The 21,994-nt window shown below is 63.2% G+C and carries 24 protein-coding genes; 16 read left to right on the forward strand and 8 right to left on the reverse strand.

What is annotated here, in order from left to right:
• The first annotated feature begins 6 nt into the window (after positions 1–6).
• Complete coding sequence (locus tag GWE18_RS12835; protein WP_342804254.1) at positions 7–825, forward strand: hypothetical protein; 819 nt, start codon at positions 7–9, stop codon at positions 823–825.
• Positions 826–1,297: 472 nt separating this feature from the next.
• Here GWE18_RS12835 and GWE18_RS12840 read toward each other — a convergent pair whose 3' ends face one another.
• On the reverse strand, positions 1,298–1,975 hold the full coding sequence (locus tag GWE18_RS12840; protein ID WP_275186112.1) for a DUF599 domain-containing protein: 678 nt from the start codon (positions 1,973–1,975) through the stop codon (positions 1,298–1,300).
• A gap of 101 nt (positions 1,976–2,076) precedes the next feature.
• On the opposite strand from GWE18_RS12840, the gene GWE18_RS12845 reads away from it, so the two are divergent.
• From GWE18_RS12845 to GWE18_RS12860, 4 genes are all read left to right on the forward strand, one after another.
• Positions 2,077–2,733, forward strand: a complete 657-nt coding sequence (locus GWE18_RS12845; protein WP_275186113.1) for a glutathione S-transferase family protein — start codon at positions 2,077–2,079, stop codon at positions 2,731–2,733.
• 300 nt (positions 2,734–3,033) lie between these two features.
• Entirely contained in the window at positions 3,034–3,237 is a 204-nt protein-coding gene (locus tag GWE18_RS12850) for a hypothetical protein (protein ID WP_156438594.1), read from the forward strand.
• A gap of 151 nt (positions 3,238–3,388) precedes the next feature.
• Complete coding sequence (locus tag GWE18_RS12855; RefSeq protein WP_275186114.1) at positions 3,389–4,360, forward strand: hypothetical protein; 972 nt, start codon at positions 3,389–3,391, stop codon at positions 4,358–4,360.
• Between the two features lie 40 nt (positions 4,361–4,400).
• The gene (locus GWE18_RS12860) at positions 4,401–4,841 is read left to right on the forward strand and encodes a DUF1489 domain-containing protein (protein WP_275186115.1); all 441 of its coding nucleotides are present in this window, start codon (positions 4,401–4,403) and stop codon (positions 4,839–4,841) included.
• Positions 4,842–5,092: 251 nt separating this feature from the next.
• Here GWE18_RS12860 and panC read toward each other — a convergent pair whose 3' ends face one another.
• Positions 5,093–5,944, reverse strand: coding sequence for a pantoate--beta-alanine ligase (gene panC, locus GWE18_RS12865; RefSeq protein ID WP_275186116.1), 852 nt, complete (start codon positions 5,942–5,944; stop codon positions 5,093–5,095).
• Positions 5,945–6,269: 325 nt separating this feature from the next.
• Here panC and GWE18_RS12870 point away from each other — a divergent pair, with 325 nt between their 5' ends.
• The 4 genes from GWE18_RS12870 to GWE18_RS12885 all read left to right on the forward strand — a co-directional run bounded on the left by GWE18_RS12870 (position 6,270) and on the right by GWE18_RS12885 (position 10,145).
• On the forward strand, positions 6,270–7,196 hold the full coding sequence (locus tag GWE18_RS12870; protein ID WP_275186117.1) for a division plane positioning ATPase MipZ: 927 nt from the start codon (positions 6,270–6,272) through the stop codon (positions 7,194–7,196).
• Positions 7,197–7,587: 391 nt separating this feature from the next.
• Complete coding sequence (locus tag GWE18_RS12875; protein WP_275186118.1) at positions 7,588–8,487, forward strand: alpha/beta fold hydrolase; 900 nt, start codon at positions 7,588–7,590, stop codon at positions 8,485–8,487.
• A gap of 100 nt (positions 8,488–8,587) precedes the next feature.
• The gene (locus GWE18_RS12880; RefSeq protein WP_275186119.1) at positions 8,588–9,352 is read left to right on the forward strand and encodes a VWA domain-containing protein; all 765 of its coding nucleotides are present in this window, start codon (positions 8,588–8,590) and stop codon (positions 9,350–9,352) included.
• 67 nt (positions 9,353–9,419) lie between these two features.
• On the forward strand, positions 9,420–10,145 hold the full coding sequence (locus GWE18_RS12885) for a DnaJ domain-containing protein (protein WP_275186120.1): 726 nt from the start codon (positions 9,420–9,422) through the stop codon (positions 10,143–10,145).
• A gap of 260 nt (positions 10,146–10,405) precedes the next feature.
• Here the strand turns inward: GWE18_RS12885 and GWE18_RS12890 are convergent, their stop codons facing one another.
• The gene (locus tag GWE18_RS12890) at positions 10,406–12,268 is read right to left on the reverse strand and encodes a serine hydrolase (protein ID WP_275186121.1); all 1,863 of its coding nucleotides are present in this window, start codon (positions 12,266–12,268) and stop codon (positions 10,406–10,408) included.
• Between the two features lie 402 nt (positions 12,269–12,670).
• On the opposite strand from GWE18_RS12890, the gene GWE18_RS12895 reads away from it, so the two are divergent.
• Complete coding sequence (locus tag GWE18_RS12895; protein WP_275186335.1) at positions 12,671–13,009, forward strand: phasin family protein; 339 nt, start codon at positions 12,671–12,673, stop codon at positions 13,007–13,009.
• A 128-nt stretch (positions 13,010–13,137) separates the two neighbouring features.
• On the opposite strand, the gene GWE18_RS12900 is transcribed toward GWE18_RS12895, so the two are convergent.
• Together GWE18_RS12900 and GWE18_RS12905 are read right to left on the reverse strand one after the other, a co-directional pair.
• Entirely contained in the window at positions 13,138–13,278 is a 141-nt protein-coding gene (locus GWE18_RS12900; RefSeq protein WP_275186122.1) for a hypothetical protein, read from the reverse strand.
• A gap of 32 nt (positions 13,279–13,310) precedes the next feature.
• On the reverse strand, positions 13,311–13,607 hold the full coding sequence (locus GWE18_RS12905; protein WP_275186123.1) for a hypothetical protein: 297 nt from the start codon (positions 13,605–13,607) through the stop codon (positions 13,311–13,313).
• A 22-nt stretch (positions 13,608–13,629) separates the two neighbouring features.
• On the opposite strand from GWE18_RS12905, the gene clpS reads away from it, so the two are divergent.
• Together clpS and clpA are read left to right on the forward strand one after the other, a co-directional pair.
• Positions 13,630–13,962, forward strand: coding sequence for an ATP-dependent Clp protease adapter ClpS (gene clpS / locus GWE18_RS12910; protein ID WP_212421771.1), 333 nt, complete (start codon positions 13,630–13,632; stop codon positions 13,960–13,962).
• A 268-nt stretch (positions 13,963–14,230) separates the two neighbouring features.
• Positions 14,231–16,642 (forward strand): ATP-dependent Clp protease ATP-binding subunit ClpA, encoded by a 2,412-nt coding sequence (gene clpA, locus GWE18_RS12915; RefSeq protein WP_275186124.1) that lies wholly within the window; start codon positions 14,231–14,233, stop codon positions 16,640–16,642.
• 81 nt (positions 16,643–16,723) lie between these two features.
• Here the strand turns inward: clpA and GWE18_RS12920 are convergent, their stop codons facing one another.
• Entirely contained in the window at positions 16,724–17,080 is a 357-nt protein-coding gene (locus GWE18_RS12920) for a PilZ domain-containing protein (protein WP_275186125.1), read from the reverse strand.
• 389 nt (positions 17,081–17,469) lie between these two features.
• On the opposite strand from GWE18_RS12920, the gene GWE18_RS12925 reads away from it, so the two are divergent.
• From GWE18_RS12925 to tsaA, 4 genes are all read left to right on the forward strand, one after another.
• Positions 17,470–18,261 (forward strand): lytic transglycosylase domain-containing protein, encoded by a 792-nt coding sequence (locus GWE18_RS12925; protein ID WP_275186336.1) that lies wholly within the window; start codon positions 17,470–17,472, stop codon positions 18,259–18,261.
• A 202-nt stretch (positions 18,262–18,463) separates the two neighbouring features.
• Positions 18,464–19,207 (forward strand): AzlC family ABC transporter permease, encoded by a 744-nt coding sequence (locus tag GWE18_RS12930; RefSeq protein WP_275186337.1) that lies wholly within the window; start codon positions 18,464–18,466, stop codon positions 19,205–19,207.
• Positions 19,204–19,548: an AzlD domain-containing protein gene (locus GWE18_RS12935; RefSeq protein ID WP_275186126.1), complete on the forward strand. Its 345-nt coding sequence runs from the start codon at positions 19,204–19,206 to the stop codon at positions 19,546–19,548. The genes GWE18_RS12930 and GWE18_RS12935 overlap by 4 nt, the downstream gene beginning before the upstream one ends.
• 59 nt (positions 19,549–19,607) lie before the next feature.
• Positions 19,608–20,099, forward strand: a complete 492-nt coding sequence (tsaA, locus tag GWE18_RS12940) for a tRNA (N6-threonylcarbamoyladenosine(37)-N6)-methyltransferase TrmO (RefSeq protein ID WP_275186127.1) — start codon at positions 19,608–19,610, stop codon at positions 20,097–20,099.
• Positions 20,100–20,201: 102 nt separating this feature from the next.
• On the opposite strand, the gene GWE18_RS12945 is transcribed toward tsaA, so the two are convergent.
• Positions 20,202–20,621, reverse strand: a complete 420-nt coding sequence (locus GWE18_RS12945) for an HIT family protein (RefSeq protein ID WP_275186128.1) — start codon at positions 20,619–20,621, stop codon at positions 20,202–20,204.
• 50 nt (positions 20,622–20,671) lie between these two features.
• Positions 20,672–21,910 carry a GNAT family N-acetyltransferase gene (locus GWE18_RS12950; protein ID WP_275186129.1) on the reverse strand — a complete coding sequence of 413 codons (1,239 nt, stop codon included), beginning with the start codon at positions 21,908–21,910 and terminating at the stop codon, positions 20,672–20,674.
• Between the last annotated feature and the right edge of the window lie 84 nt (positions 21,911–21,994).

Here is a 21,994-nt window from a genome sequence, read left to right on the forward strand (position 1 = left end):
GTTCAGATGCCGATGGAGCTGCGACGGATCATACCTTCAGAGATCACGGCGTCGGCAATCGCGCATGTGTCGTTGCTGACGCTGGTGCTGCTGTTTTCCGACGTCCATCCGTTCGGCACGGTGACTGCCGAGCAGATTCCGGTCGAGATCGTCACGCCTCAGGATATTCCCGAACAGCCAAAGCCAGCCGAACAAGCCGTTGCCGAGACCAAGCCGGAACCTGCCCCCACGCCGCAGCATGATTTGTCGCTACCGGAAAAGCCTGCTGCCGCCAGCGCAGCCCCGCCGTCCGGGCAACTGCAACCTCAGCGGCAGGCTGCGCTCGCCACGCCACCCGCGGCGCAGCCGCCGTCACAACCGGCGGCGCCGGCCGACAAACCGCCCGAACCGGATATCTCGATCAAGTATCAGGTGTTGCTCGGCTTGCCGCCCGACCTTGCGCCGCCGTCACCGTCTTCCTCGCAAGCCAGCAACAAGGGCGACGACAATTTTGATGGGCCGGCGACCGAGGCCGCCGACATCGCGAGCACCGTGATCACGAAATTCCGTAGGCATCTCAAGACGTGCTCGAAACTGCCGGCCTCGCTGGCAAGCAACGACGACGTGAAGGTCAAGCTGCGGGTGTTGATGACGCCGGACGGCAGGCTGGCCGCGGAGCCGATCCTGATCGAGGCCAGCGCCTCCATGAAGGGACCCTTACTGATGCAGGGCGCCATCCGTGCGCTGTCGGCCTGTCAGCCCTACGCCATGCTGCCGGTGGATCGCTACGGCGAATGGAAAGTGCTCGATCTCAGCTTTACGCCGCAGGATTTTAACGCTTCCTAGCGCGTGAACGCACCGCCGCTCGATCATCCGATCACCCCGGCGTCAAAAAAGGAGAAGTGAAGGTCGCTCTCCAGGGCCAAATGGAACTACTGCAGGCGAAACGGGAGCGCCGGCCGGACGTTGAAAGACAATCGACCAGAAACGTCGAACCCTCGGCCGACGGCAAGCTCGGGGCCCATTCACTGACGGGAGACGAGCATGACACTCATATGGCTTGGTGTGCTCCTTGTTCTCGGTGGGGTGTTGCAGATGGTGTATCAGCCACTCTGGCATGGCCGGCTAAGCGGTAGAAGGCGGCTTCGCGCCGGGCAACCCAGCGACACCTTGGAACCTGAAAGACCGGCTGGCGGCTTTGGGTTCAAAGCGAGCTGGCCTGGTCTTGCGCTCGTTGCGCTCGGCGCCGCCTTCTTGCTGATTGGGGCAGTCTGAATCTGAAACCAGCTCTCGGCGCAGGTTTCCGCTTGAAGACGCTCTAACTCCCCATCGCCCGCCAGGCGTTCGATGCGAATTGCCGTCGCCAGGTGACGATGACGACGAGCGCGGTCGTCAGCAGCAAGACCCAGGGGCTGACGAACCAGCCGAGATAGCCGAGCGCGAAGAAGAACGCACGCTGGCCGCGATTGAAGTGCCGCCCCGCCGCCTCGAACAGACGCGTCGTGCGCATCACATGGGCCTCCGCTTCCGCGGTGTCGCGCTGTGACGACGGCGGCATCGCGCCAAGCAGGATCGCGACATAGTTGAACAGGCGGTAGGACCAGGCGAATTTGAAGAAGGCGTAGATGAAGATCAGGATCAGCCCGACGCATTTGATTTCCCACAGGGCGGGCGAGGGGGTGAGATCGACCGGCAGCTCGCGAAGCACGGCGAGCGCATCGTTGGTGGCGCGCAACAGCGCCAGCCCGCCGCCGATCGCGATCAGGCTGGTGGAGGCGAAGAAGGCGGTGCCGTTCTGCAGCGAGGCCATGATCTGCATGTCGACCATGCGCGCCTCGCGGTCGAGCATGTTTCGCACCCAGACCTCGCGATAGCGGTTCATGCGCGCCGATAGGCTGTCGCGGCCATAGGCGGTATGCTCGAGCGTGAAGCCGTAGGCCAGCCACTCCGCGACAAAGAACGCGACGGCGGCGATATCGACCCAATAAGCGCCCATGTGGCGAGATCCCCGATGATGGCTACGGCATTGTGATGTACAGGTTGAATGCGTGCGGTGCACTATGGCAAGATCACGGTCCCAACAGGATTTCCCCGCAAATGTTGAAACTGGTCATCGGCAACAAGAACTATTCGTCATGGTCGATGCGGCCGTGGCTGGCGCTGCGCGCCAACGAAATTCCGTTCGAGGAAGTGTTCATCCCGCTCTACACCGACGACAAGGCGGACAAGGACCGGATCCTGAGCTTTTCCCGAGCAGGCAAGGTGCCGACGCTGATCGATGGCGACGTCACGGTGTGGGACTCGCTTTCGATCATCGAGTATCTCGCCGAGAAATACCCGCAAGTGAGGCTGTGGCCTGAAGACCGCGCCCGTCGGGCGCATGCGCGGTCGATTTCGGCGGAGATGCATTCGGGCTTCATGCCGCTGCGCAATGAATGCGGCATGAATCTGCATCGCCCGGTCGGTGCGATCGATCTGTCGGATGACGCACGCGCCAATGTGGCGCGCATTCAGGAAATCTGGGCGGATTGCCATCGCCGCTACGGCAAGGAAGGACCGTTTCTGTTCGGCGCGTTCGGCGGCGCGGACGCGATGTTTGCGCCGGTGGTGCATCGCTTCCGCACCTATGCGATCGAAGTGGGGGACGAGGCGCGGCATTATTTCGATGCGATGATGTCGTTGCCGGCTTTCCAGGAATGGACCCGCGCGGGCCTGGCCGAAACGCTTGTCATCGAACGCTTCGAGACGGTTTGACGCCTCGCAGTTGGCCGGGTCGGAGAATTGCCTGATTCCGCGCCAGCGGCGGAAGGAATCAGGCCAATCTTCGGTCACTCTGTCCTAAATCGGGAAACGGGGGCAGGCCGGTTGGCCATGCGGATTTTCGAGGGGAAGCCGGAGAGCCGGCTTATCGCCCTGAAAAACATGCAGAATTTGCGTATTTGCCATGCCCCGATGTTACTGGCTTTTGGAGGGGCGGCTGTGCTAGGTTGCCGCAGGGTTCTCAAGTCGGCCGATAGCTAGCGGGACCGTGAGCGCGGCCGGCGTTCTTGCGTAATGGAGAGGGCGTTGAAGCATAAGTACTCCGTTGGAGAGACTGTCTATTTTACTGCCAGCAACGTTGCCCGTCCGGCCGCCAGCGGCACCTATGAGGTGATCCGGCTGCTGCCGACTGATGGCGACGACTGTCAGTATCGCATCAAAAGCTCGACCGAAGCTTTCGAACGGGTCGCCAAGGAAAGCCAGCTCGCGGTTTCCTGAAACAGTTGTGTGCAAGCAGCCGGCTGACGGAGTTCCACCTCGACCGCCGTCAAAAGGCCCCGTTCGCAGAACCATTCTGCCGAAAAGCGAATGCGGTAAAGACGCATTCGTCTTTCGGACGCGATTGATGCTGCGTTAAGGGACACCGCGCATGAACTGGGCCTGGGCTGCTTCGCTGGATCAGATCTGGCGCTCGCCGAACCTTCCGTTGTACCTGACGTTGGCCACGGCCGGATTTGTCGGGATCATCGTCCTGATCACGCTGTTGCGCGTGGAGAGATCCGCTGCCAACGGCGTGCTGGCGCTCATCACGCTGCTTGCGATCGGTGTCGCGGGAGCCGTGACCTTCCGCGGCTTCGGTGCGGCAAACACCGTTCAGTCGACCGAGGCGCGCCCGGTTCAGACGGCCAGCGCCGCGTTGCCGCAGCTTTCCTGCATCGATGACCTTGCCGGTGATGCTGTCCTTTCCGCTTGCGAGAAGACGCTGTTCGGTTCGGCCGAGTCGGTGGCCGCCGCCGTGTCCTACGCTGCCTCGCAGATCACGCTGCTGACATCACTGGGCGATGTCGCCACCGCGAATAAGGGCGCCGGCTCCGACACGCTGGCGCTGCGCCGCGCCCTCGAACAGGACCGTTACGGGCTGGTGGCCTATGTGCTGACGACCCGTGACCGCTGCACGCCGACGGCCTGCCGTGCGTTCCGCTCGCTGACCGACAGTCGCCAGATCGTGGCCAACATGAACGAGCGCGCTTATGAAAGCCTGATCATGCGCTACGCCGCGTCGTGGAACGCGCCGCCGCAGGCCGCTTCAGGCCTGGTCGCGGCGCTGCCGCCGTCCGTTCCCACGGGCAAGCCCACCAACGCCGAATTCCCGACTTCGGCCTCCACGCCGCCGGTCAGCATCATGACGCCCGAGCCGCCATCTGGGGCTAAGCCGCCGGCAGCCGCAACGGCGCCCGCCGCACCGCGGCCGGCCGCGGCGACACCGCCGGCATCGACGACACCGCCACCAGCACTGGCCGCGGCCAAGAAGCCGCCGCCGGCGCAGAAGCGGCCATCTGGCGCGGCGCCGGTCCAGCTCGCGCCATCGGCTTCGGCGCCTGCGCCCTCCGACAACGAGTGATCTTTTCAAAGCGCGCGCAGGCCGCTACATCGGCGGGATCATGCCGCTTCATCTCATCAAGCTTGCCGTCGGCTGCGAGTCGGTCAAAGAGCTCAAAAGCTGGGTTGCCGAACGAATGGCAACCGCCAAGAAAAAGGGCCTGCCGCTCCGGCACGTCCACATCACCCGGATGACGCCGAAGCGCGACGGCGAGATCCTCGCCGGCGGTTCGCTCTATTGGGTGATCAAGGGTGAAATCGCCGCGCGCGAAAAGATCATCGCGATCGAGCCGTTCCGCGACAAGGACGGTATCGGACGGTGCCGTCTGGTGATGCAGCCCAAGGTGTTTGCGGTCTCGCCGCGGCCGATGCGGCCGTTCCAGGGCTGGCGCTATCTGGCCGAGGATGCCGCGCCACCGGACCTCACCAAATCCTCCGCCGCCGGCGTGGCTGCGATGCCGGAACCGATGCGGCGCGAATTGCGCGACCTGGGGCTGCTCTGAGCAAGCCGCGGTCGTCGCCTAGAGCGGGATGGGTTGGAGTCGAATCGATTCGCCATTAGCGCGAAGCTAACGATCTCGTGTTCCGGACGCAGTGCAGATACTCTTCGGCGGTACACCGCAGGGCCTAGACACAAAATCGCGAAAACAAGCCCATGCAAAGTAGAATGAGCCCCGGCTCGCAGCACTCACGCCGCTTGCGTCCGGGGCACGAGATGGTCCGTCGTCACGGCCCAGCTCAATCTCATCCTGCTCTAGACCCCGATGTTGTCGATCAGGCGCGTCGTGCCGAGCTTTGCGGCGACGAGGATCCGCACCGGTCCGTCCTTCATCGACGCGATCGGCGCCAGCGTCCCGGCGTGACGGGCCTCGAAATAATCCAGCACAAAGCCGGCGGCGGTGACCTGCTCGCGGCCGGCTTCCATCGCGGCCTCGAAATCGCCGCCGGCCTTCAGCCGCTTGGCGCTTTCCTTCATGGCGCGATAGAGCGTCGGCGCGATCTGCCGTTCCTCGGGCGAGAGGTAGACGTTGCGCGAGGACATCGCCAGCCCGTCGCGTTCCCGCACGGTGCGCGAGCCGATCACCTTGACGCCGAGGTCGAGATCGGCGGCCATCTGCGTCACCACCCGCAACTGCTGAAAATCCTTCTCGCCGAAGATCGCGACGTCCGGCCGGACTTGCGTGAACAGCTTGCCGACCACGGTGGCGACGCCGCCGAAGAAGTGCGGCCGGAAACGATCCTCGAGGCCGGCGGTGGCCGGACCTTCGGGCACGATGCGGGTGGCGAAGCCGTCGGGGTACATCGCCTTGACATCCGGATTCCAGATCAGGTCGACCTTCTCGGCGGTGAGGCGGGCAAGGTCGGCCTTCCAGGTGCGCGGGTACGAACCGAAATCCTCCGTCGGCGCGAACTGCGTCGGGTTAACGAAGATCGAGACGATGACTTTCTGGGCGCGGCGCCTGGCGAGCTGCACCAGCGACACATGCCCGTCATGAAGCGCTCCCATGGTCGGCACCAGCGCGACGGTGGCCTTTCGGGCGCGCAAGGCCTCGACGGCGCGGCGCAATGCGGGAACGGTACGGACGACCATGGGACTTCGCGACATCTGGCCTCGATCTCTTGCAGCTTCTGACAGGGTGAGGGGAGCGGCGCTCCCACACTTCTCGGCGGGCGCGCCGACCTTATAAGGCCATAGCATTGCCGCCAAGGTTGCCCGGAAGTGGCGAGCCTGGCGGCAGCTCAATACGAGGGCAGGCGCACGCCGCCGTCTGGTTGACTCGCACGCAGGCCGATCGTTGCAGCGAAGCGACATCCTTCGCCTTCCGGATTCATGATTAAAGACACACTGCGAGCGAACTGAATGCGTCGTCGCGCATTTCACTTGACGCGAAGCGGCGTGTGCTTTGAAGATATCGAGTGGGGGTTGAATCATGTTGGTTCAGGCGAGTCAGGGTCAATTCGGTTCGGCGCATGTCGTCGTGCTCGGCAATGAGAAGGGCGGTTCCGGAAAATCCACCACCGCCCTGCACATTGCTGTTGCCCTGATGAAGGCCGGGCAGCGCGTCGCCACCATCGATCTCGACTGCCGTCAGCGGAGTTTCACCCGCTACATCGCCAACCGGAGCGCGTGGGCGCGCCGCACCGGTCTCGATCTCGAAATGCCGGTGCATTACTGCATCAAGCTCGGCGAGACGATGCAGATCGCCGACAACGAAAATTCCGAATTCCTGCAGTTCGCCGAGGCGGTCAGCACGGTGGAGCGCGCCTTCGACTTCATTGTCATCGATACGCCGGGGTCGGACTCCTATCTGATGCGGTTGGCGCATTCGATGGCCGACACGCTGGTGACCCCGATCAACGACAGCTTCCTCGATTTCGACGTGCTCGGCACCGTCGACCCGGCGACCTATTCCGTGACCGGCGAGAGCCATTATGCGGAAATGGTCCGTGACACCAGGCGCAAGCGCCGCCAGCTCGACGGCTCCACCACCGACTGGATCGTGGTGCGTAACCGCCTGTCGATGATCGGCTCGCGCAACAAGCAGCTCGTCGCCGACAGCCTGAAGGACCTTTCGCTGCGGCTCGGCTTCCGTTCGATCGACGGATTTGCCGAGCGGGTGGTCTACCGCGAATTCTTTCCGCGCGGACTGACGGCGCTGGACGACATCGACGAGGCCACGCTCGGCACGCGGCCCAGCATGGGCCATGTGACGGCCCGCGAGGAAGTGACCAGCCTGTTGCGCCAGCTCAAGCTGCCGCTCGACGAGCGCGGCCGCCGCCGCGCCGCCAACCGCGCCGAATGGTTCACCCAGGTCGACAAGCCGCTCGAAGTCCACGACATCATCATCAGCGCCTGACCTCGATCCGCGGCCGACTTGCCGGCCTATCGCGGCTGGATCACCGTCATCCAGGCCAATAACGATCCGTACACGAGGGACTAGAGCCGCTCGCTGGTATTTTTGCACCTATGGATCGTGGGTTCCCGGGAACTAACTGCGTAGCATCGCGTTTTCATTAGACTTTTATCGAGCACTCGAACCGAAGGTTGATAGGAGGCGTCCTAAGAAAACGGGCCGAATTTGTGGGAAACCGGGCGGCTGCATAATGGTTAGGTGCGTCGCACAATGATCAGGCGGTCAGTACACAACATTTGGCCTTTATGTCACGCCATCGTGACATATATCATCAACAAGGGACCGGAAGAGTCTCAGGAACAGGGATAGCCCTTAGCGGGGCGCGAGGACAAATATGAAACGTGGAATTCTCGTTCTGCTTTCACTCTCGGTGCTGGTCGCTGTCGCGTATTTCACCGCGAGCAAGTGGGCGATTAGGCACGAGACGATTGCATTCCACGATCCCGACCGAGACAACCGCCTGGTGGCGGTTAACGTTGCTGTTCGCCGTGACAAGGAAATGCAGGCCAATGCCGGCTTGATCAAACTGCCGGTTGCAATCCTCAATCACGGCAATACCGTCAAGCACACCGAATACTCGTTCCTTGCAAACGTCTTCGCTTGGCGCGGCTACCTTGCGGTCAGCCCGCAGCACGATCTGCCGACCGACCCGCCGATGGTGACCAAGGTCGGCGAGCTCTATGTCGGCCGTCTGCCGCAAATTCAGCGCGGCGTGGCCAACATCCATTTCGCCATCCACAAAATGAAGAAGATTCAGCCCAACGCCGACTATGAGAAGGTGACGATGGTCGGCCATTCGATGGGCGGCGACATCACGATGTATTTCGCCAAGCAATACCCCGACGAGATCAAGAAGGTCGTGACGCTGGACAATCTGCGCGTGCCGTTCCTGACCGAAGGCAAATTCAAGATCCTGTCGTTCCGTTCCAAGGATACGCAGTTCAAGCCGGACCCGGGCGTCGTGCCTGACGACGAGGAGTGCGAGCAGGCCGGGATCACGGTCGTGAACACAGGCTTCCAGCATAACGACATGCGGGACACTGGGCCTGACGCCGCAAAATCCTCGATCCGGGCGATGCTCGACAAGTTCCTCGACGAATCCGACAAGAGCAGTGCGCTGAAGCCCGTGCCCACCAAGATACCTGACGTTCTGACCAGCAGCCCGGGACCGGTGCCGCTGTCCGTGCCGTTGGCCAGCAATCCGGCGCCGAAGAACAAGCCCGTCACGAACTAGGCAACTGACCGCTAGCGTGCGTTTGCGGCTGCGCCACCGGCGCATTGACCGGTGCCGTGCACCGTCCCACATAGAGCTTGCTACATAATCGCGAGCGCTCATGGCCGGTGAACCTATCAAGCCAAAATCGGCAGGCGATGTTGCTTCGGCAAGGGCCGACGCGCGTAAAGGCGGTCCATTGCCGGAGGCCAAGCCGTCGGCGTCGGAAGACATCGCGGCCTTCGTGGCGAAAGCGCGCGCAATGTCGCCGCACCGCCCCGGCGCCAGGGGAAAGCTGGTGTTTGCGCTCGACGCCACCATGAGCCGGCAGCCGACCTGGGACATGGCCTGCGCGCTGCAGGCCGACATGTTTCGCGAGGCGGCCTCGCTCGGCAGCCTCGACATAAGGCTGGTCTATTACCGCGGCTTCAACGAATGCCGCGCCACGGGCTGGATCTCCGATTCCGCGCAACTGGCAAGGCTGATGAGCAAGATCGGTTGCCAGGGCGGCAACACCCAAATCGGCAAGGTGCTGTCGGAGGCGCGCCGCGAGGCGGTGGCGTCTGGCGTGCGCGCCGTGGTGTTCGTCGGCGACGCCATGGAAGAGGCCGTCGACGATCTCTGCGCCAAGGCCGGCGAGCTCGGCCTGCTCAAGGTTCCCGTCTTCATGTTTCAGGAAGGCCACGACGCCGTTGCCGAACAGGCGTTCCGCGAGATTGCGCGGCTCACCGGCGGTGCATGGTGCAGGTTCGATCCCGGCGCCGCGGCGCAGTTGCGCGAGCTCCTGCGCGCCGCCGCAGCCTATGCCGCCGGCGGGCGCGAAGCGCTGCTGGCGCTATCGAAAACCACCAGCGGTGCGGCCGCACTGATCGGCCAGATGAAGTGATTACGACTTTGGTTGCCACCGCGCCGAGCGCCATGCTTTTCGGCGCCGGTGCCGCTATATTAGACCCATGCCAACCCTGATTGCCGGCATCGTCGCCGTTGTCGTTCTGTACTTGTTGCTGCAGATGTTTCGTGCGGCCAACCCGGTCGTGCTCGCGCGCGTGATCAAGATCGTGGGCGGCGTGGTGGCGCTGGCGGTCGCGGCCTTCACCGGGCTGCGCGGTGAGCTTGCGGTTGCGATCCCGCTCGGCATCTTCGGCGCCGGACTGCTGGGCTGGTCGCCGTTCGGGCCGGGTGGCTTCAGCAGTATCGGCGGGATCTTCGGCGGCGGCGCGCAACGTTCGTCAGGGCAAGCCTCGCGCGTCCGTTCGCAGTTTCTCGACATGCGCCTTGATCACGACAGTGGCGAATTGTCGGGCCGGATCGTGGACGGACCGAATGCCGGCCGCTCGCTCGACGAGTTCGACCTGCCGCAATTGATCGCGATGATAGCGGCCTTCGACGCCGAGAGCGTCGCCTTACTTGAAAGCTATCTTGACCGCCGGTTTCCCGCTTGGCGTCAGAACGCGCAAGGCGATACGGCAGGGGGGCAGCGCCGCGCGGCGGCGACTGGAAAAATGACGGACGAGGAGGCCTATCAGATCCTTGGCCTGCAGCCGGGGGCGGGGCGTGACGACATCAGCCGGGCGCACCGCGCCCTGATGAAGAAACTGCATCCCGACCAGGGGGGCTCGACGTACCTCGCTGCCCGTGTAAACGAGGCCAAGGATACCCTTCTTCGCACGCATCTCTAGCTAACTCCGGCTCACGCCACCGACGCTACAAACCGAGAGTTGCTTACCTGTCATTCTCTGACTGACGCCCCACATCGCCCGCCGTTGTCCGGCGTGGTCGATCGTTCATTGCAGGGAAACCTAACCGGAAATTCTTGACGAGAAGTTTTCGCCGGCCGCATCGGGCGTGATCATGCGAAAGCCGTCGCGACTGTGCTGTGAAAACAACAAAGCCGACGCTTGCGGCGCCGGCCTTGCGAACTTCAAAACGGGAGCCCGGATCAGTTGCGAACGGTCATGCAGGAAATGTCGGCGCGCTTGAGCGTGCGGCACACCGCTTCGGCCTGATCGCGATCGAGACCGGCGAAGCGGGCGCGGAACAGGGTACGGTTGTCCTTGGCCACGACCGACTCGGTGAAGGGGTCGGCCTTGCTGAGCAGGGCGCTGGCCTTGGTGCGGGCGAGATCGATCCGCTGCTTGGCTTCGCTTTCGCTTTCCAGCGCGCCGACCTGGACGATCCAGCCGGTACGAACCACTACCGGCGTGGCAGGCTTGACGGCGTCGTTCTGTTGCGCGGCCTGCGGCTGGGCGCGGGGTGCCGGATCGGCATAGGCCAGCGCCTGCGCGTGTGGGGCTTGCGAGGGGGCATGTGCCAGACTGGACGCGGGCAACACCCCGAGCACGCCGTTTCCGGTACCGTGACCGGCCGGCTGCTGCGGCATGGCTGCCCTGAGAGCTTCCTTGGCGGCTTCGATCTTGTTCTCGGCGGCCTTCGCCACAACGGCGCTGGAAGTCTCGGCGATTTCGGGGCGGGCCGGCGGGATGGCATTGGTAACCGGCGGTGCTGCCGGCTGCGAGCCGCCGGCTGACGCCAGCTTCATCGGCCCGGCCTTGACCTGAACCGTCCTGACCTTGACCGGCTTCATCGGCTCAGCCGAGCCCGGGATCGCTGAGATCGGCTGGGTCTGGATGACGCCGCTGGTCAATGGTGCGGGTTCGGGTTTGGCTTGCGGCTCGGATTTGTTCTGTTCGACCTTGCCGGGCGGCGGCGGCAGGGCTGCAGCGGCCGCCGCCATCAGCGATGGTTTTGCCGGGGCAATCGAGCGGGTCACGGGCATGGCTGCGAGCCCCGGTTCGCCAGCGGCGAGGGGGCCGCCGGCTTGAACCGCCTCGGCCGGACGCGAAACGGTCGCGGCTTCGGCCACGTCTACGGTGCCATCCGCGGGATTGCGCTCGGTGATCGCGGCGACGGTGCGCTTGGTGGCACCCTTGTCGAGATTTTCGGCCAGCAGGTTGCGCATGGTGGCGTCGCGCGAACCGCCGCTGCGGCCGCCCAGCACCACGCCGATGAGGTGGCGGTTGCCGCGGCGCATCGAGCTTACAAGGTTGAAGCCGGAGGCGCGGGTGTAGCCGGTCTTGATGCCATCGACGCCTTCGACATTGCCGAGCAGGCGATTGTGATTGCGGATCGACTGGCCGCGATAATTGAACACCGAGGTGGCGAAGTACCGGTAGTAGCGCGGGAAGCGATCCTGGATCGCACGGCCAAGCGTGGCCTGATCGCGCGCCGTGGTCAGTTGCTCGTCGTTGGGCAGGCCGGACGCGTTGCGATAGGTGGTCTTGCTCATGCCAAGCGCCCGCGCCTTGCGCGTCATCAGCCTGGCGAATTCGGCTTCATCGCCGGCAATCGCTTCGGCGACCACGACGGCGGCGTCGTTGGCGGAACGCGTCACGAGGCCCTTGATGGCGTCCTCGACCTTTAGCGTCTGGCCCGGGCGCAAGCCGAGCTTGGTCGGCGCCTGCTCGGAAGCATGCTCGGAGACTTCCATCTCAGTATCCAGCTTCATCTTGCCGGCGTCGAGGCGCTCGAACAGCAGATAGAGCGTCATGATCTTGGTCAGCGACGCCGGTCGCCGGATGCCGTCGGGATTGTTCGAGGAGAGCACCGCGCCTGAATTGCCGTCGACGATGATGGAAGAGAATTGGGGGCTGTAGCTTTCCCGTACGACATGGTGGTGGCGACGATGCTTGGAGCGGCGCGCTTCGGCGCTCTCGCTGCTGATCAGTATTGCCGTGGTGAAGGTAATGAGCCCGAGGGCGCACACTCGCAACGCGCGCGAGGAAGCCAAGGTTGTACGAAGCATTTACTTCCCCGTCCCAATTTCTGTCTTGATCACCGGCTCGTGAGGCAAAATTGTGCCCACCCACCGCCGATGTCTCCCTGCTCGGAATACCGATCCGGCCTTTACGCGCGGCCCGGTTGGCCTATCAGGTCGCTTTTCTGGCTAAGATACTGTTCACAAACAGCTTTCAGGCTGTCTGCCGGAAGGCGAACAAGTCCAGGAATCAGGTTAGGCGGAGCGAGTTTCCAAAAGATTAATTAACTCTTGCGTAAGACTCCGGGTTTTTGCGCTAATTGGCCATATTTGTGCGTCGCACAACATTTCTTGACTTTATTGTGCAGTGCACATATATCAGAGATTGTCAGGGGGCCGGGACCTCCCGGCAATCGGTTTTGCACCTGCAGTCTGGGAAAGGACTCCATGATGGTCAAAGTTGAAGACATTCAGAACTACGGAAAAGAGCATCTCGAAACGGTTGCCGCTTCCGCGAGCAACCTGCAGAGCGGCGTTCAGGCGATCGCGAGCGCCTATGGCGAGTACGCCAAGAAGTCATTCGAAGACACCAAGTCGTTCGTTGAAAAGCTCTCCGGCGTGAAGTCGCTGGATAAGGCGCTCGAAGCGCAGACCGAATTCGCGCGTTCCTCGTACGAGACGTTCGTCGCGGAATCGCAGAAGATCGCGGGTCTCTACACCGATCTCGCCAAGCAGACCTTCAAGCCCTACGAGGGCCTGGTCGCGAAGTTCACGCCGGCCGCGCACTAATTCGCGAGGCTTCGGTTCCGATTGGATCGGAACCGAACACGTCCTGTTTGACGCTATGCGCATACGAAATTAGAAGCCCGGCCGTTGCGGCCGGGCTTTTTTCTTGGGTAGCCTGCGACGGCTCGCGGTTATTTCGCGAAGCGCAGCCTGGCCAGCGACTGCCCAATCGAATTGAACACCGACAAGATCTGGCTGGGGCCGGTGACCAGGTAGAATTTGTCGCTGACGCTGGCGCCGTATTGCAGGACGGCAGAGGTCGAAACGGGCATTCGGGGTCCTTTGTCAAATCCGACAGAAACGATTAACCTTGGTTCGGATAGCCGAGCCGGGAATCGGGCCGGCCGGGGATCGCGCCAGGCAGCGTCAATGCGCTTGCGGCGATCCGGCGGCGGACCCATATTCCGGGTGCCGACCCGGCCACCGGGTCGGACCGGGGAGCGGCGATCTGGAAAAAAGCGTTGCTGGAAACGTTGCGGTAGCTCACGCCAGAGCCGATCGCAAGTCGGCCAGGATACGCCGTCCGGTCACCCCTTTGGAATTCGAACGCCTGAGCCATGTTGCAGTCAACCTTCAAAGCTTGTCCGTCCGTGCCGGCCACGTCATCCGCCTCTGCTCCCCGAATGAGCAATGACGAGAACCGCAATACCGGAACCGGTGGGCCGTCGACGTCGGTCATCACCAAGGTTAAGCCGAAGACCAAGCGTCCGAACCTTTATCGTGTCCTGATTCTGAACGACGACTACACGCCGATGGAGTTCGTCGTTCACGTGTTGGAGAAGTTCTTCCAGAAGGACGCCGAAGCGGCCACCAAGATCATGCTCCATGTCCATCACCACGGGATCGGTGAGTGCGGCGTGTTCACCTACGAGATTGCCGAGACCAAGGTCACGCAGGTGATGGATTTTGCGCGCAAGCACCAGCACCCTCTGCAGTGCGTGATGGAAAAAAAATAGCCGCGCATGGCGATTGACCCGGCCGGAGAGGGGAACGGGTCTTGCAGTGATCGGTTGCTGACTGACGGAAGGCGATCCGTATCCCGGTATTTTTCGGGGAAGGCGGCGCGGAGTGCAGCCGTGGCGCGTGAGTTTAGAGAAAAACCACGCTTGCGGAACCGGTCTTTCGCCACGATCGTGCGTAACTATATGACAGGTAATGACGAAGGTTGTTGTTGCCTGACCGGGCAATGGCGATCATGATGACCGGGGGCCATAGAGGACGAGAATGCCAACTTTTTCCCAAAGCCTTGAACAATCCCTGCATCGTGCGCTGGCGATTGCAAACGAGCGTCATCATCAGTACGCGACGCTCGAACATCTTCTGCTGTCGCTGATCGATGACTCGGATGCGGCGGCGGTGATGCGCGCCTGCAGCGTCGATCTCGACAAGCTGCGCACCAGCCTCGTCAATTATCTTGAGACCGAATTCGAAAATCTGGTGACCGATGGCGCCGACGACGCCAAGCCGACCGCCGGATTCCAGCGCGTGATCCAGCGCGCGGTGATTCACGTCCAGTCCTCCGGTCGCGAAGAAGTGACCGGCGCCAACGTGTTGATCGCGATCTTCGCGGAGCGCGAGAGCCACGCCGCCTATTTCCTGCAGGAGCAGGACATGACGCGGTACGACGCGGTCAACTATATCAGCCACGGCATCGCCAAGCGGCCGGGCGTCTCCGAAGCACGTCCCGTGCGCGGCGTCGACGAGGAGACCGAGACCAAGGGCAACGAGGACGCCAAGAAGAAGGGCGAGGCGCTCGAAACCTATTGCGTCAACCTCAACAAAAAGGCGCGCGACGGCAAGATCGATCCGGTGATCGGGCGCAATGCCGAGATCAACCGCGCCATCCAGGTGCTGTGCCGCCGCCAGAAGAACAATCCGCTGTTCGTGGGCGAGGCCGGCGTCGGCAAGACCGCGATCGCGGAAGGGCTCGCCAAGCGCATCGTCGATTCCGAAGTGCCGGAAGTGCTGGCGACCGCCACCGTGTTCTCGCTCGACATGGGCACGCTGCTCGCGGGCACGCGCTACCGCGGCGATTTCGAGGAGCGGCTGAAGCAGGTGTTGAAGGAATTGGAGGCGCATCCGAGCGCCATCCTGTTCATCGATGAAATCCACACAGTGATCGGCGCCGGCGCCACCTCCGGCGGCGCGATGGATGCGTCCAACCTGCTCAAGCCCGCGCTCGCCGCGGGCAACATCCGCTGCATGGGCTCGACCACATACAAGGAATATCGCCAGCATTTCGAGAAGGACCGCGCGCTGGTGCGCCGGTTCCAGAAGATCGACATCAACGAGCCGACGGTCGAGGATGCGATCGCGATCCTGAAGGGCCTGAAGCCCTATTTCGAGGATTACCATCGGCTGAAATACACCAATGAGGCGATCGAGGCCGCGGTGCAGCTCTCCTCGCGCTACATCCACGACCGCAAGCTACCCGACAAGGCGATCGATGTGATCGACGAGTCGGGTGCCGCACAGATGCTCGTCTCCGAGCACAGGCGCAAGAAGACCATCGGCATCAAGGAAATCGAGACCACGATCGCGACCATGGCGCGGATCCCGCCCAAGAGCGTGTCGAAGGACGATGCCGAGGTGCTGAAGCATCTCGAACAGACCTTGAAGCGCGTGGTGTTCGGCCAGGACAAGGCGATCGAATCGCTTTCAGCAGCGATCAAGCTGGCGCGGGCAGGCCTGCGCGAGCCGGAGAAGCCGATCGGCAGCTATCTGTTCTCGGGCCCCACCGGCGTCGGCAAGACCGAAGTGGCCAAGCAGCTCGCGGCCTCGCTCGGCGTCGAGCTGTTGCGCTTCGACATGTCCGAATACATGGAGCGGCACACTGTGTCGCGCCTGATCGGCGCGCCTCCCGGCTATGTCGGCTTCGACCAGGGCGGCCTCTTGACCGACGGCGTCGACCAGCATCCGCATTGCGTGGTGCTGCTTGATGAAATCGAGAAGGCGCATCCGGATCTGTACAACGTGCTGCTGCAGATCATGGACCACGGCAGGTTGACTGACCATAACGGCAAGCAGATCAACTTCCGCAATGTGATCCTGATCATGACCACGAACGCAGGCGCGGCGGATCTTGCACGGCAGGCCTTCGGCTTCACGCGCAACAGGCGGGAAGGCGACGACCACGAGGCGATCAACCGCCAGTTCGCGCCGGAATTCCGCAACCGGCTGGATGCGATCGTCTCGTTCGCCCATCTCAATGCCGATGTCATCGGCATGGTGGTCGAGAAGTTCGTGCTGCAGCTCGAGGCGCAGCTTGCCGACCGCGACGTCACCATCGAGCTGTCGGAGACCGCCAAGGCCTGGCTGATCGAACATGGTTACGACGAGCAGATGGGCGCGCGTCCGATGGCGCGTGTGATCCAGGAGCACATCAAGAAGCCGCTGGCGGACGAAGTGCTGTTCGGTCACCTGAAGGGCGGTGGCCATGTCCGCGTCGTGCTGGTCAAGGACGAGGCGAGTGCCGAAGGCAAGGACAAGATCGGCTTCGAGTTCGTCGAGGGACCGGTCACGCCGAAGCCGGAAAAGCTGCCGGGCGCTCGCAAGCGCAAGCCGAAGCCGGGCGGCCCCAACGGGGGCGGCGGCTCCAAGGGGCCGGCGTCGAAGGGCCCGCTGGTCAAGGTCTGATCGCGCTTCGACCGGGAGATACGGAAGAATGCAAAAAGGCCGGCTCGACAGCCGGCCTTTTTCTGTGGCGCGTTGCGGCGCTCAGCGCTCGCCGAGCAATTCGTCGATCTGTCGCTGGAGCTGTCGCTTCTTGATCTGGCTCCTGCGCAGCCGTTCATCGAGGTCGGAGACCGGCTCGGCAGGGCTTTCCGCCCGGAAGGCGACGCCGACGAAATTGTCGCGCCACCAGATCACTTTGGCCAGGAAGGAGCGGCCCTTGCGCGCGATGCGCAGCGAGAGCTGCTCTTTCGGCAACTGGAGGTCATTGCTGAATTCGATGGTTGCGCCGTGATCGGAAATATTGCGGACGATGCATTCGCGCGTCGCGCCGTGTTCGCCGATCTCGGCGACGCCGCCATACATTACCTTGTCGCGCACGCTCTCGCGTCGGTCCCGCATTGAAAATCTCCCAAGAAACAGGGAGACTTTTACCCCGCTTTATTGCCCGTAAAAGACCGGCCGCCGCAAAATGCGGCATTAACGTAAATTAACGGCGGTTCCGATGCCGCGGATTTCGGAACAATTGCAGCACAAAAACAGCCGGCCTGCTGCGGCGGAACGGCGACAAGCCATGATCGTTTGACTGACGCTTCCACGCAATGCACGCCCCTGGATTGCAAACTGCCATGCCGAGAGGTCGGTTGCTTCGCGCCCTATGGTGCACGGTGTCGCTGTTGTCCTCATGTGCGAACGCTTTCGCTGAGGACGCGGGTGAGGCGACGCGGTCGAGCGCGACGGCTCTTCAGAAGGCGGCCGGTCAGGCGCGCGAGAGCGAGGCGCGCGAGGCAATGTGCCTGATGATCGAATCGGCGGCCAAGGCATCGAACTTGCCGCTGGAATATTTCGCGCGCGTGATCTGGCAGGAGAGCCGCTTTCAGCCTGGCGCGGTAGGGCCGGTGACGCGCAGCGGCGCGCGGGCGCAGGGGATTGCGCAGTTCATGCCGGGAACGGCGAACGAACGCGGCCTGCTCGATCCCTTCAATCCGGTGCAGGCGCTGCCGAAGTCGGCCGAGTTTCTGGGTGAGTTGCGCTTGCAATTCGGCAATCTCGGGCTCGCGGCGGCGGCGTACAATGCCGGCCCGCGGCGGGTGCAGGAATGGCTGGCCGGCACCGGGCCGATGCCGCAGGAAACCCGCAACTACGTAGTCGCGATCACAGGCTCCACGGTCGAGGAGTGGGCCGCGGCAGGACGAAGCGGCAAGATGCCGGAGCTCGCGCGGACATCGAGCTGTCGCGAACTGATGGCGCTCTTGAAACAGGCGCCCAATCCCTTTATCGCCGGGCTGGAGCAGCGCGTGAAGCTGGCCGCCGCGAAGGTGTGGGGCGTGCAGCTCGCCGCCGGCTTTTCCCGCGACAAGGCGCTCGCGATGTATGGGCGCGCGGTCTCGCGCCTTTCGAGCGTGATCGGCAATCGCGACCCCAGCATCCTCGCCTCGCGCCTGCGCAGCCGCGGCCCGGCGACGTTCTACCAGGTGCGCTTCGGCGCCGACACGCGCGGCGAGGCCGACGACCTCTGCAACCGCATCCGCAAGGCAGGCGGCGCATGCTTTGTGCTAAGGAATCGGGGCGTGACGGGGTGACAATGCTTCTTCCGTCATTCCGGGATGGTCCGAAGGACCAGACCCAGAATCTCGAGATTCCGGGTTCGATGCTTCGCATCGCCCCGGAATGACGACGTGTGTTTCTCGTTCATCGCATAGCCGCCCTGAGCCGCGCTTGCTTGACGCAGGGCGCTTTCACCAGCCCTATGCCGACGACTCTAACCCTCATCCCCGGTTACCCGTGGCGCTACCTCCGCTCTCTTCCCCCCAATGGAAAAGCCCGTTGCGCGCGTTCGCATGGGGCGTGAGCTCGGTCGCCTCCACGGTGCTGACGCTGGTGCTGTTTGCGACCTATCTCGGCATCGGTGCGCTGGCCCATGACAGCCATTACAGCCTGGGCTGGGTGCTAGGAAGCACGTTGTTGGTCTGGGCAGGCCCGGCGCAGATCATCCTGATCTCGACGCTGGGCTCCGGCGCGACCGCGGTGCAGGCGGCGATTGCGGTGACGGTGAGTGCGATCCGGCTGTTTCCGATGGTGGTGTCGGTCCTGCCGCTGATGAAAACGCCGCGGACAAAGCGCCGTCATCTCGTGCTGGTGACGCATTTCATCGCGGTCACGCTGTGGGTCGAATGCTATCGGCTATTGCCGAAGGTCCCGCGCGAGCGCCGCATAGCGTTCACGCACGGGCTGGGCTGTGGCCTTGTCACCGTTTGCATGGTCGCGACTACGCTTGGCTACGTACTTGCCGCCAAGCTGCCGCCGCTGTTTGCGGCGGCGATCCTGCTGCTGACGCCGCTGGCGTTCCTGCTTTCGACGGCGCGCAACTGCAGGCAGATATCGGATGTGCTGGCGCTGGTGCTGGGGCTGGCGTTGTTTCCGCTGGTGTCGATGCTGCATACCGGCGTCGATATCCTGGTCAGCGGGGTCACCGCCGGTACCATTGCCTATGGCGCGCACTGGTGGCGGGAGAGGGCGCGCGCATGAGCGAGTTTTTTGGCAGCCCGCACGCGCTGTTGGTTTTGATCCTTGCGGGCTTTCTGCCCAACGAGATCTGGCGCATGGCTGGACTCTGGTTCGGCGCCGGCGTCGATGAGGGCTCCGAAGTCCTGGTGTGGGTGAGGGCGGTGGCGACCGCGATCCTCGCCGGCGTCATCGCGCAAATCCTGGTGCAGCCGCCGGGCGCGCTGGCCGGCGTGCCGGACTGGCTGCGTTATGGTGCGGTCGCGGCCGGCTTTGCAGTATTCATGCTGACGCGACGCTCGATCTTTGCCGGTGTGGTCTGCGGCGAGATCGTGCTGCTTGCCGGGAAATGGTGGCTCGGTTGATTGCAGGCGACGGATAATCCGCTACTGTCCGGCGCACAGGAATCTCACTGGATTAGAATATGGTTCGAGAAAGTGAAATCCGCGAAGGTGAACTGACCGTCGACATGCCGCCGGCCCGCGACGCCGGGCTGGTGTTTATCGGCCGCATCCGCACGCCCTGGAAGTCGCGCCTGGAAACGCCTCGGCAGGGCCGCCAAGACGGCCCGGTCTGCCGGCTCGAGATTTTCGAACCCTGGGTGCCCGCGATCAAGGGCATCGACTTCTACGAGAATCTCGAGGTGATCTACTGGCTGCATCAGTCGCGCCGCGATTTGGTGCTGCAAAGCCCGAAGAACAACCAGAAAACCCGCGGCACGTTTTCGCTGCGCTCGCCGGTGCGGCCGAATCCGATTGGCACCTCGATCGTGAAGTTCGTCAAGATCGAGGGCAACGTCATCCTGGTGCGCGGCCTCGACTGCCTCGACGAAACGCCGCTGCTCGACGTCAAGCCCGACCGCTGCGAATTTACGCCGCTGGCGCCGCCACAGGCAGGCGATTTCGAGACGGAGTAGTTACGCGTAGCCCGGATGGAGCGAAGCGAAATCCGGGAGCGATATCGCAAACGTCGCACAAATCCCCGGATTGCGCTTCGCTCCATCCGGGCTACGGAATCGCTATAGCGCCGCGGCCAGCTTGGTCGCGTTGTCTTCCAGCACCTTGACGTCTTCCTTGCGGCTCGCGGGCGGCAGCAGGGCGACGCCGTCGTGGCGCGGCATGACGTGCATGTGCAGGTGAAACACGACTTGCCCGCCTGCGGGCTCGTTGAATTGCTGCACGGTGATGCCGTCGGCATTGAAGACCTTCATGGCGGCGGCGGCGATCTTGTGTGCGGCGCGCGCGACATGGGCGTAATCGTCGGGCGCGATGTCGAGGATGTTGCGGGCAGGGACCTTCGGGATCACCAGGGTGTGGCCCGGCGAACGCGGCATGATGTCGAGGAAGGCCAAGACGTGTTCGTCCTCGTAAACCTTGTGGCAGGGAAACTCGCCGCGCAGGATTTTTGCGAAGGGGTTGTTGGCGTCATAGGCGGGCATGGTTCTTCCCTCGAGGTTTGGTCGCAATTTCACGTCGCTCATCGAACAGGTCAAGCCTCGTCGGCTGCTTTGCGGAACGGTCCGGCTTCCGCCAATTCGCGTCCGACCTCCGCCACATAGGCGCGCTCACGCTTCAGGTAGTCCGCGATCGCGCGGCGCAAATCGGGATCGGCGATGAAGTGTGCGGAGTAGGTGGTTTGCGGCAGGTAGCCGCGGGCCAGCTTGTGCTCGCCCTGTGCGCCGGCCTCGACGATCCTCAGGCCGCGCTGGATCGCAAAATCGATGGCCTGATAATAGCAGACCTCGAAATGCAGGAACGGGTGATGCTCTATCGCACCCCAGTTGCGGCCGAATAGTGTATCCGAGCCGATGAAATTGATGGCGCCGGCGATCCAGCGGCCGTTGCGCTTGGCCATTACCAGCAGCACGTCGCGGCTCATGCTCTCGCCGATCAGCGAGAAGAATTTTCGGGTGAGATAAGGCCGGCCCCATTTGCGCGAGCCGGTCTCCATGTAGAACGTGAAGAATGCATCCCACGCGTCCTCGGTGATGTCGGCTCCCGTGAGATGGTGGATGGTGATACCAGCGGCAACGGCCTCGCGCCGCTCGCGCTTGATCGCCTTGCGGTGGCGCGAGTTCAGCGAGTTCAGGAAGTCGTCGAAAGTCCCGTAGCCTTCATTGTGCCAGTGAAACTGCTGGTCGTTCCGCTGCAGGAAGCCGTGCCGGCCTAAGAGTTTCGCTTCCGCCTCGCGGGCGAATGTCACATGCACGGAAGAGGCGCCGGTCGCGTTGCAGAGCGCCATCAGTCCGCTCGCGAGCGCCGAGCCTATGCGGTCGCGGTCGACGCCGTCGCGAATCATTAGCCGCGGTCCAGTCGCGGGGGTGAAGGGCACCGAGGCCTGTAGTTTCGGATAATAGTGCCCGCCGGCGCGTTCATAGGCATCCGCCCAGCCGCGGTCGAAGACATATTCGCCCTGGGAGTGCGATTTCAGATAGCAGGGCACGATCCCGACGATGTCGCCGCCGAGCCGCGCCAAGAGATGCCGCGCACCCCAGCCGGTGCGGGCGCAGGCCGAGCCGGAGGCTTCGGCGGCCGAGAAAAATGCATGAGAAACGAATGGGTTATAGACGGGCTTACAGGAAACGCTTTGAGACCCGGTTGCAGCCAGCGTGTCGAGATTTTCGAGACTGTTCGGATTCGGCTTTGGATTGGCGCAGGCGTCCCAATCCGCAGCCTTGATGTCGCTGACGGAGGGGACGGCTTCGAGGGTGATTTCGGATGACGCCATCTAGAAATTCAAACCGGTCCCATCATGCGATCAGCCATCGCCATGTGACCAACGCCCTGCAAAGATCGTGCATCGGGCGGGTGA

Origin of the sequence: Bradyrhizobium sp. CSA112 (genome assembly GCF_029051645.1) — a bacterium.
In the GTDB taxonomy this organism is placed as follows: domain Bacteria; phylum Pseudomonadota; class Alphaproteobacteria; order Rhizobiales; family Xanthobacteraceae; genus Bradyrhizobium.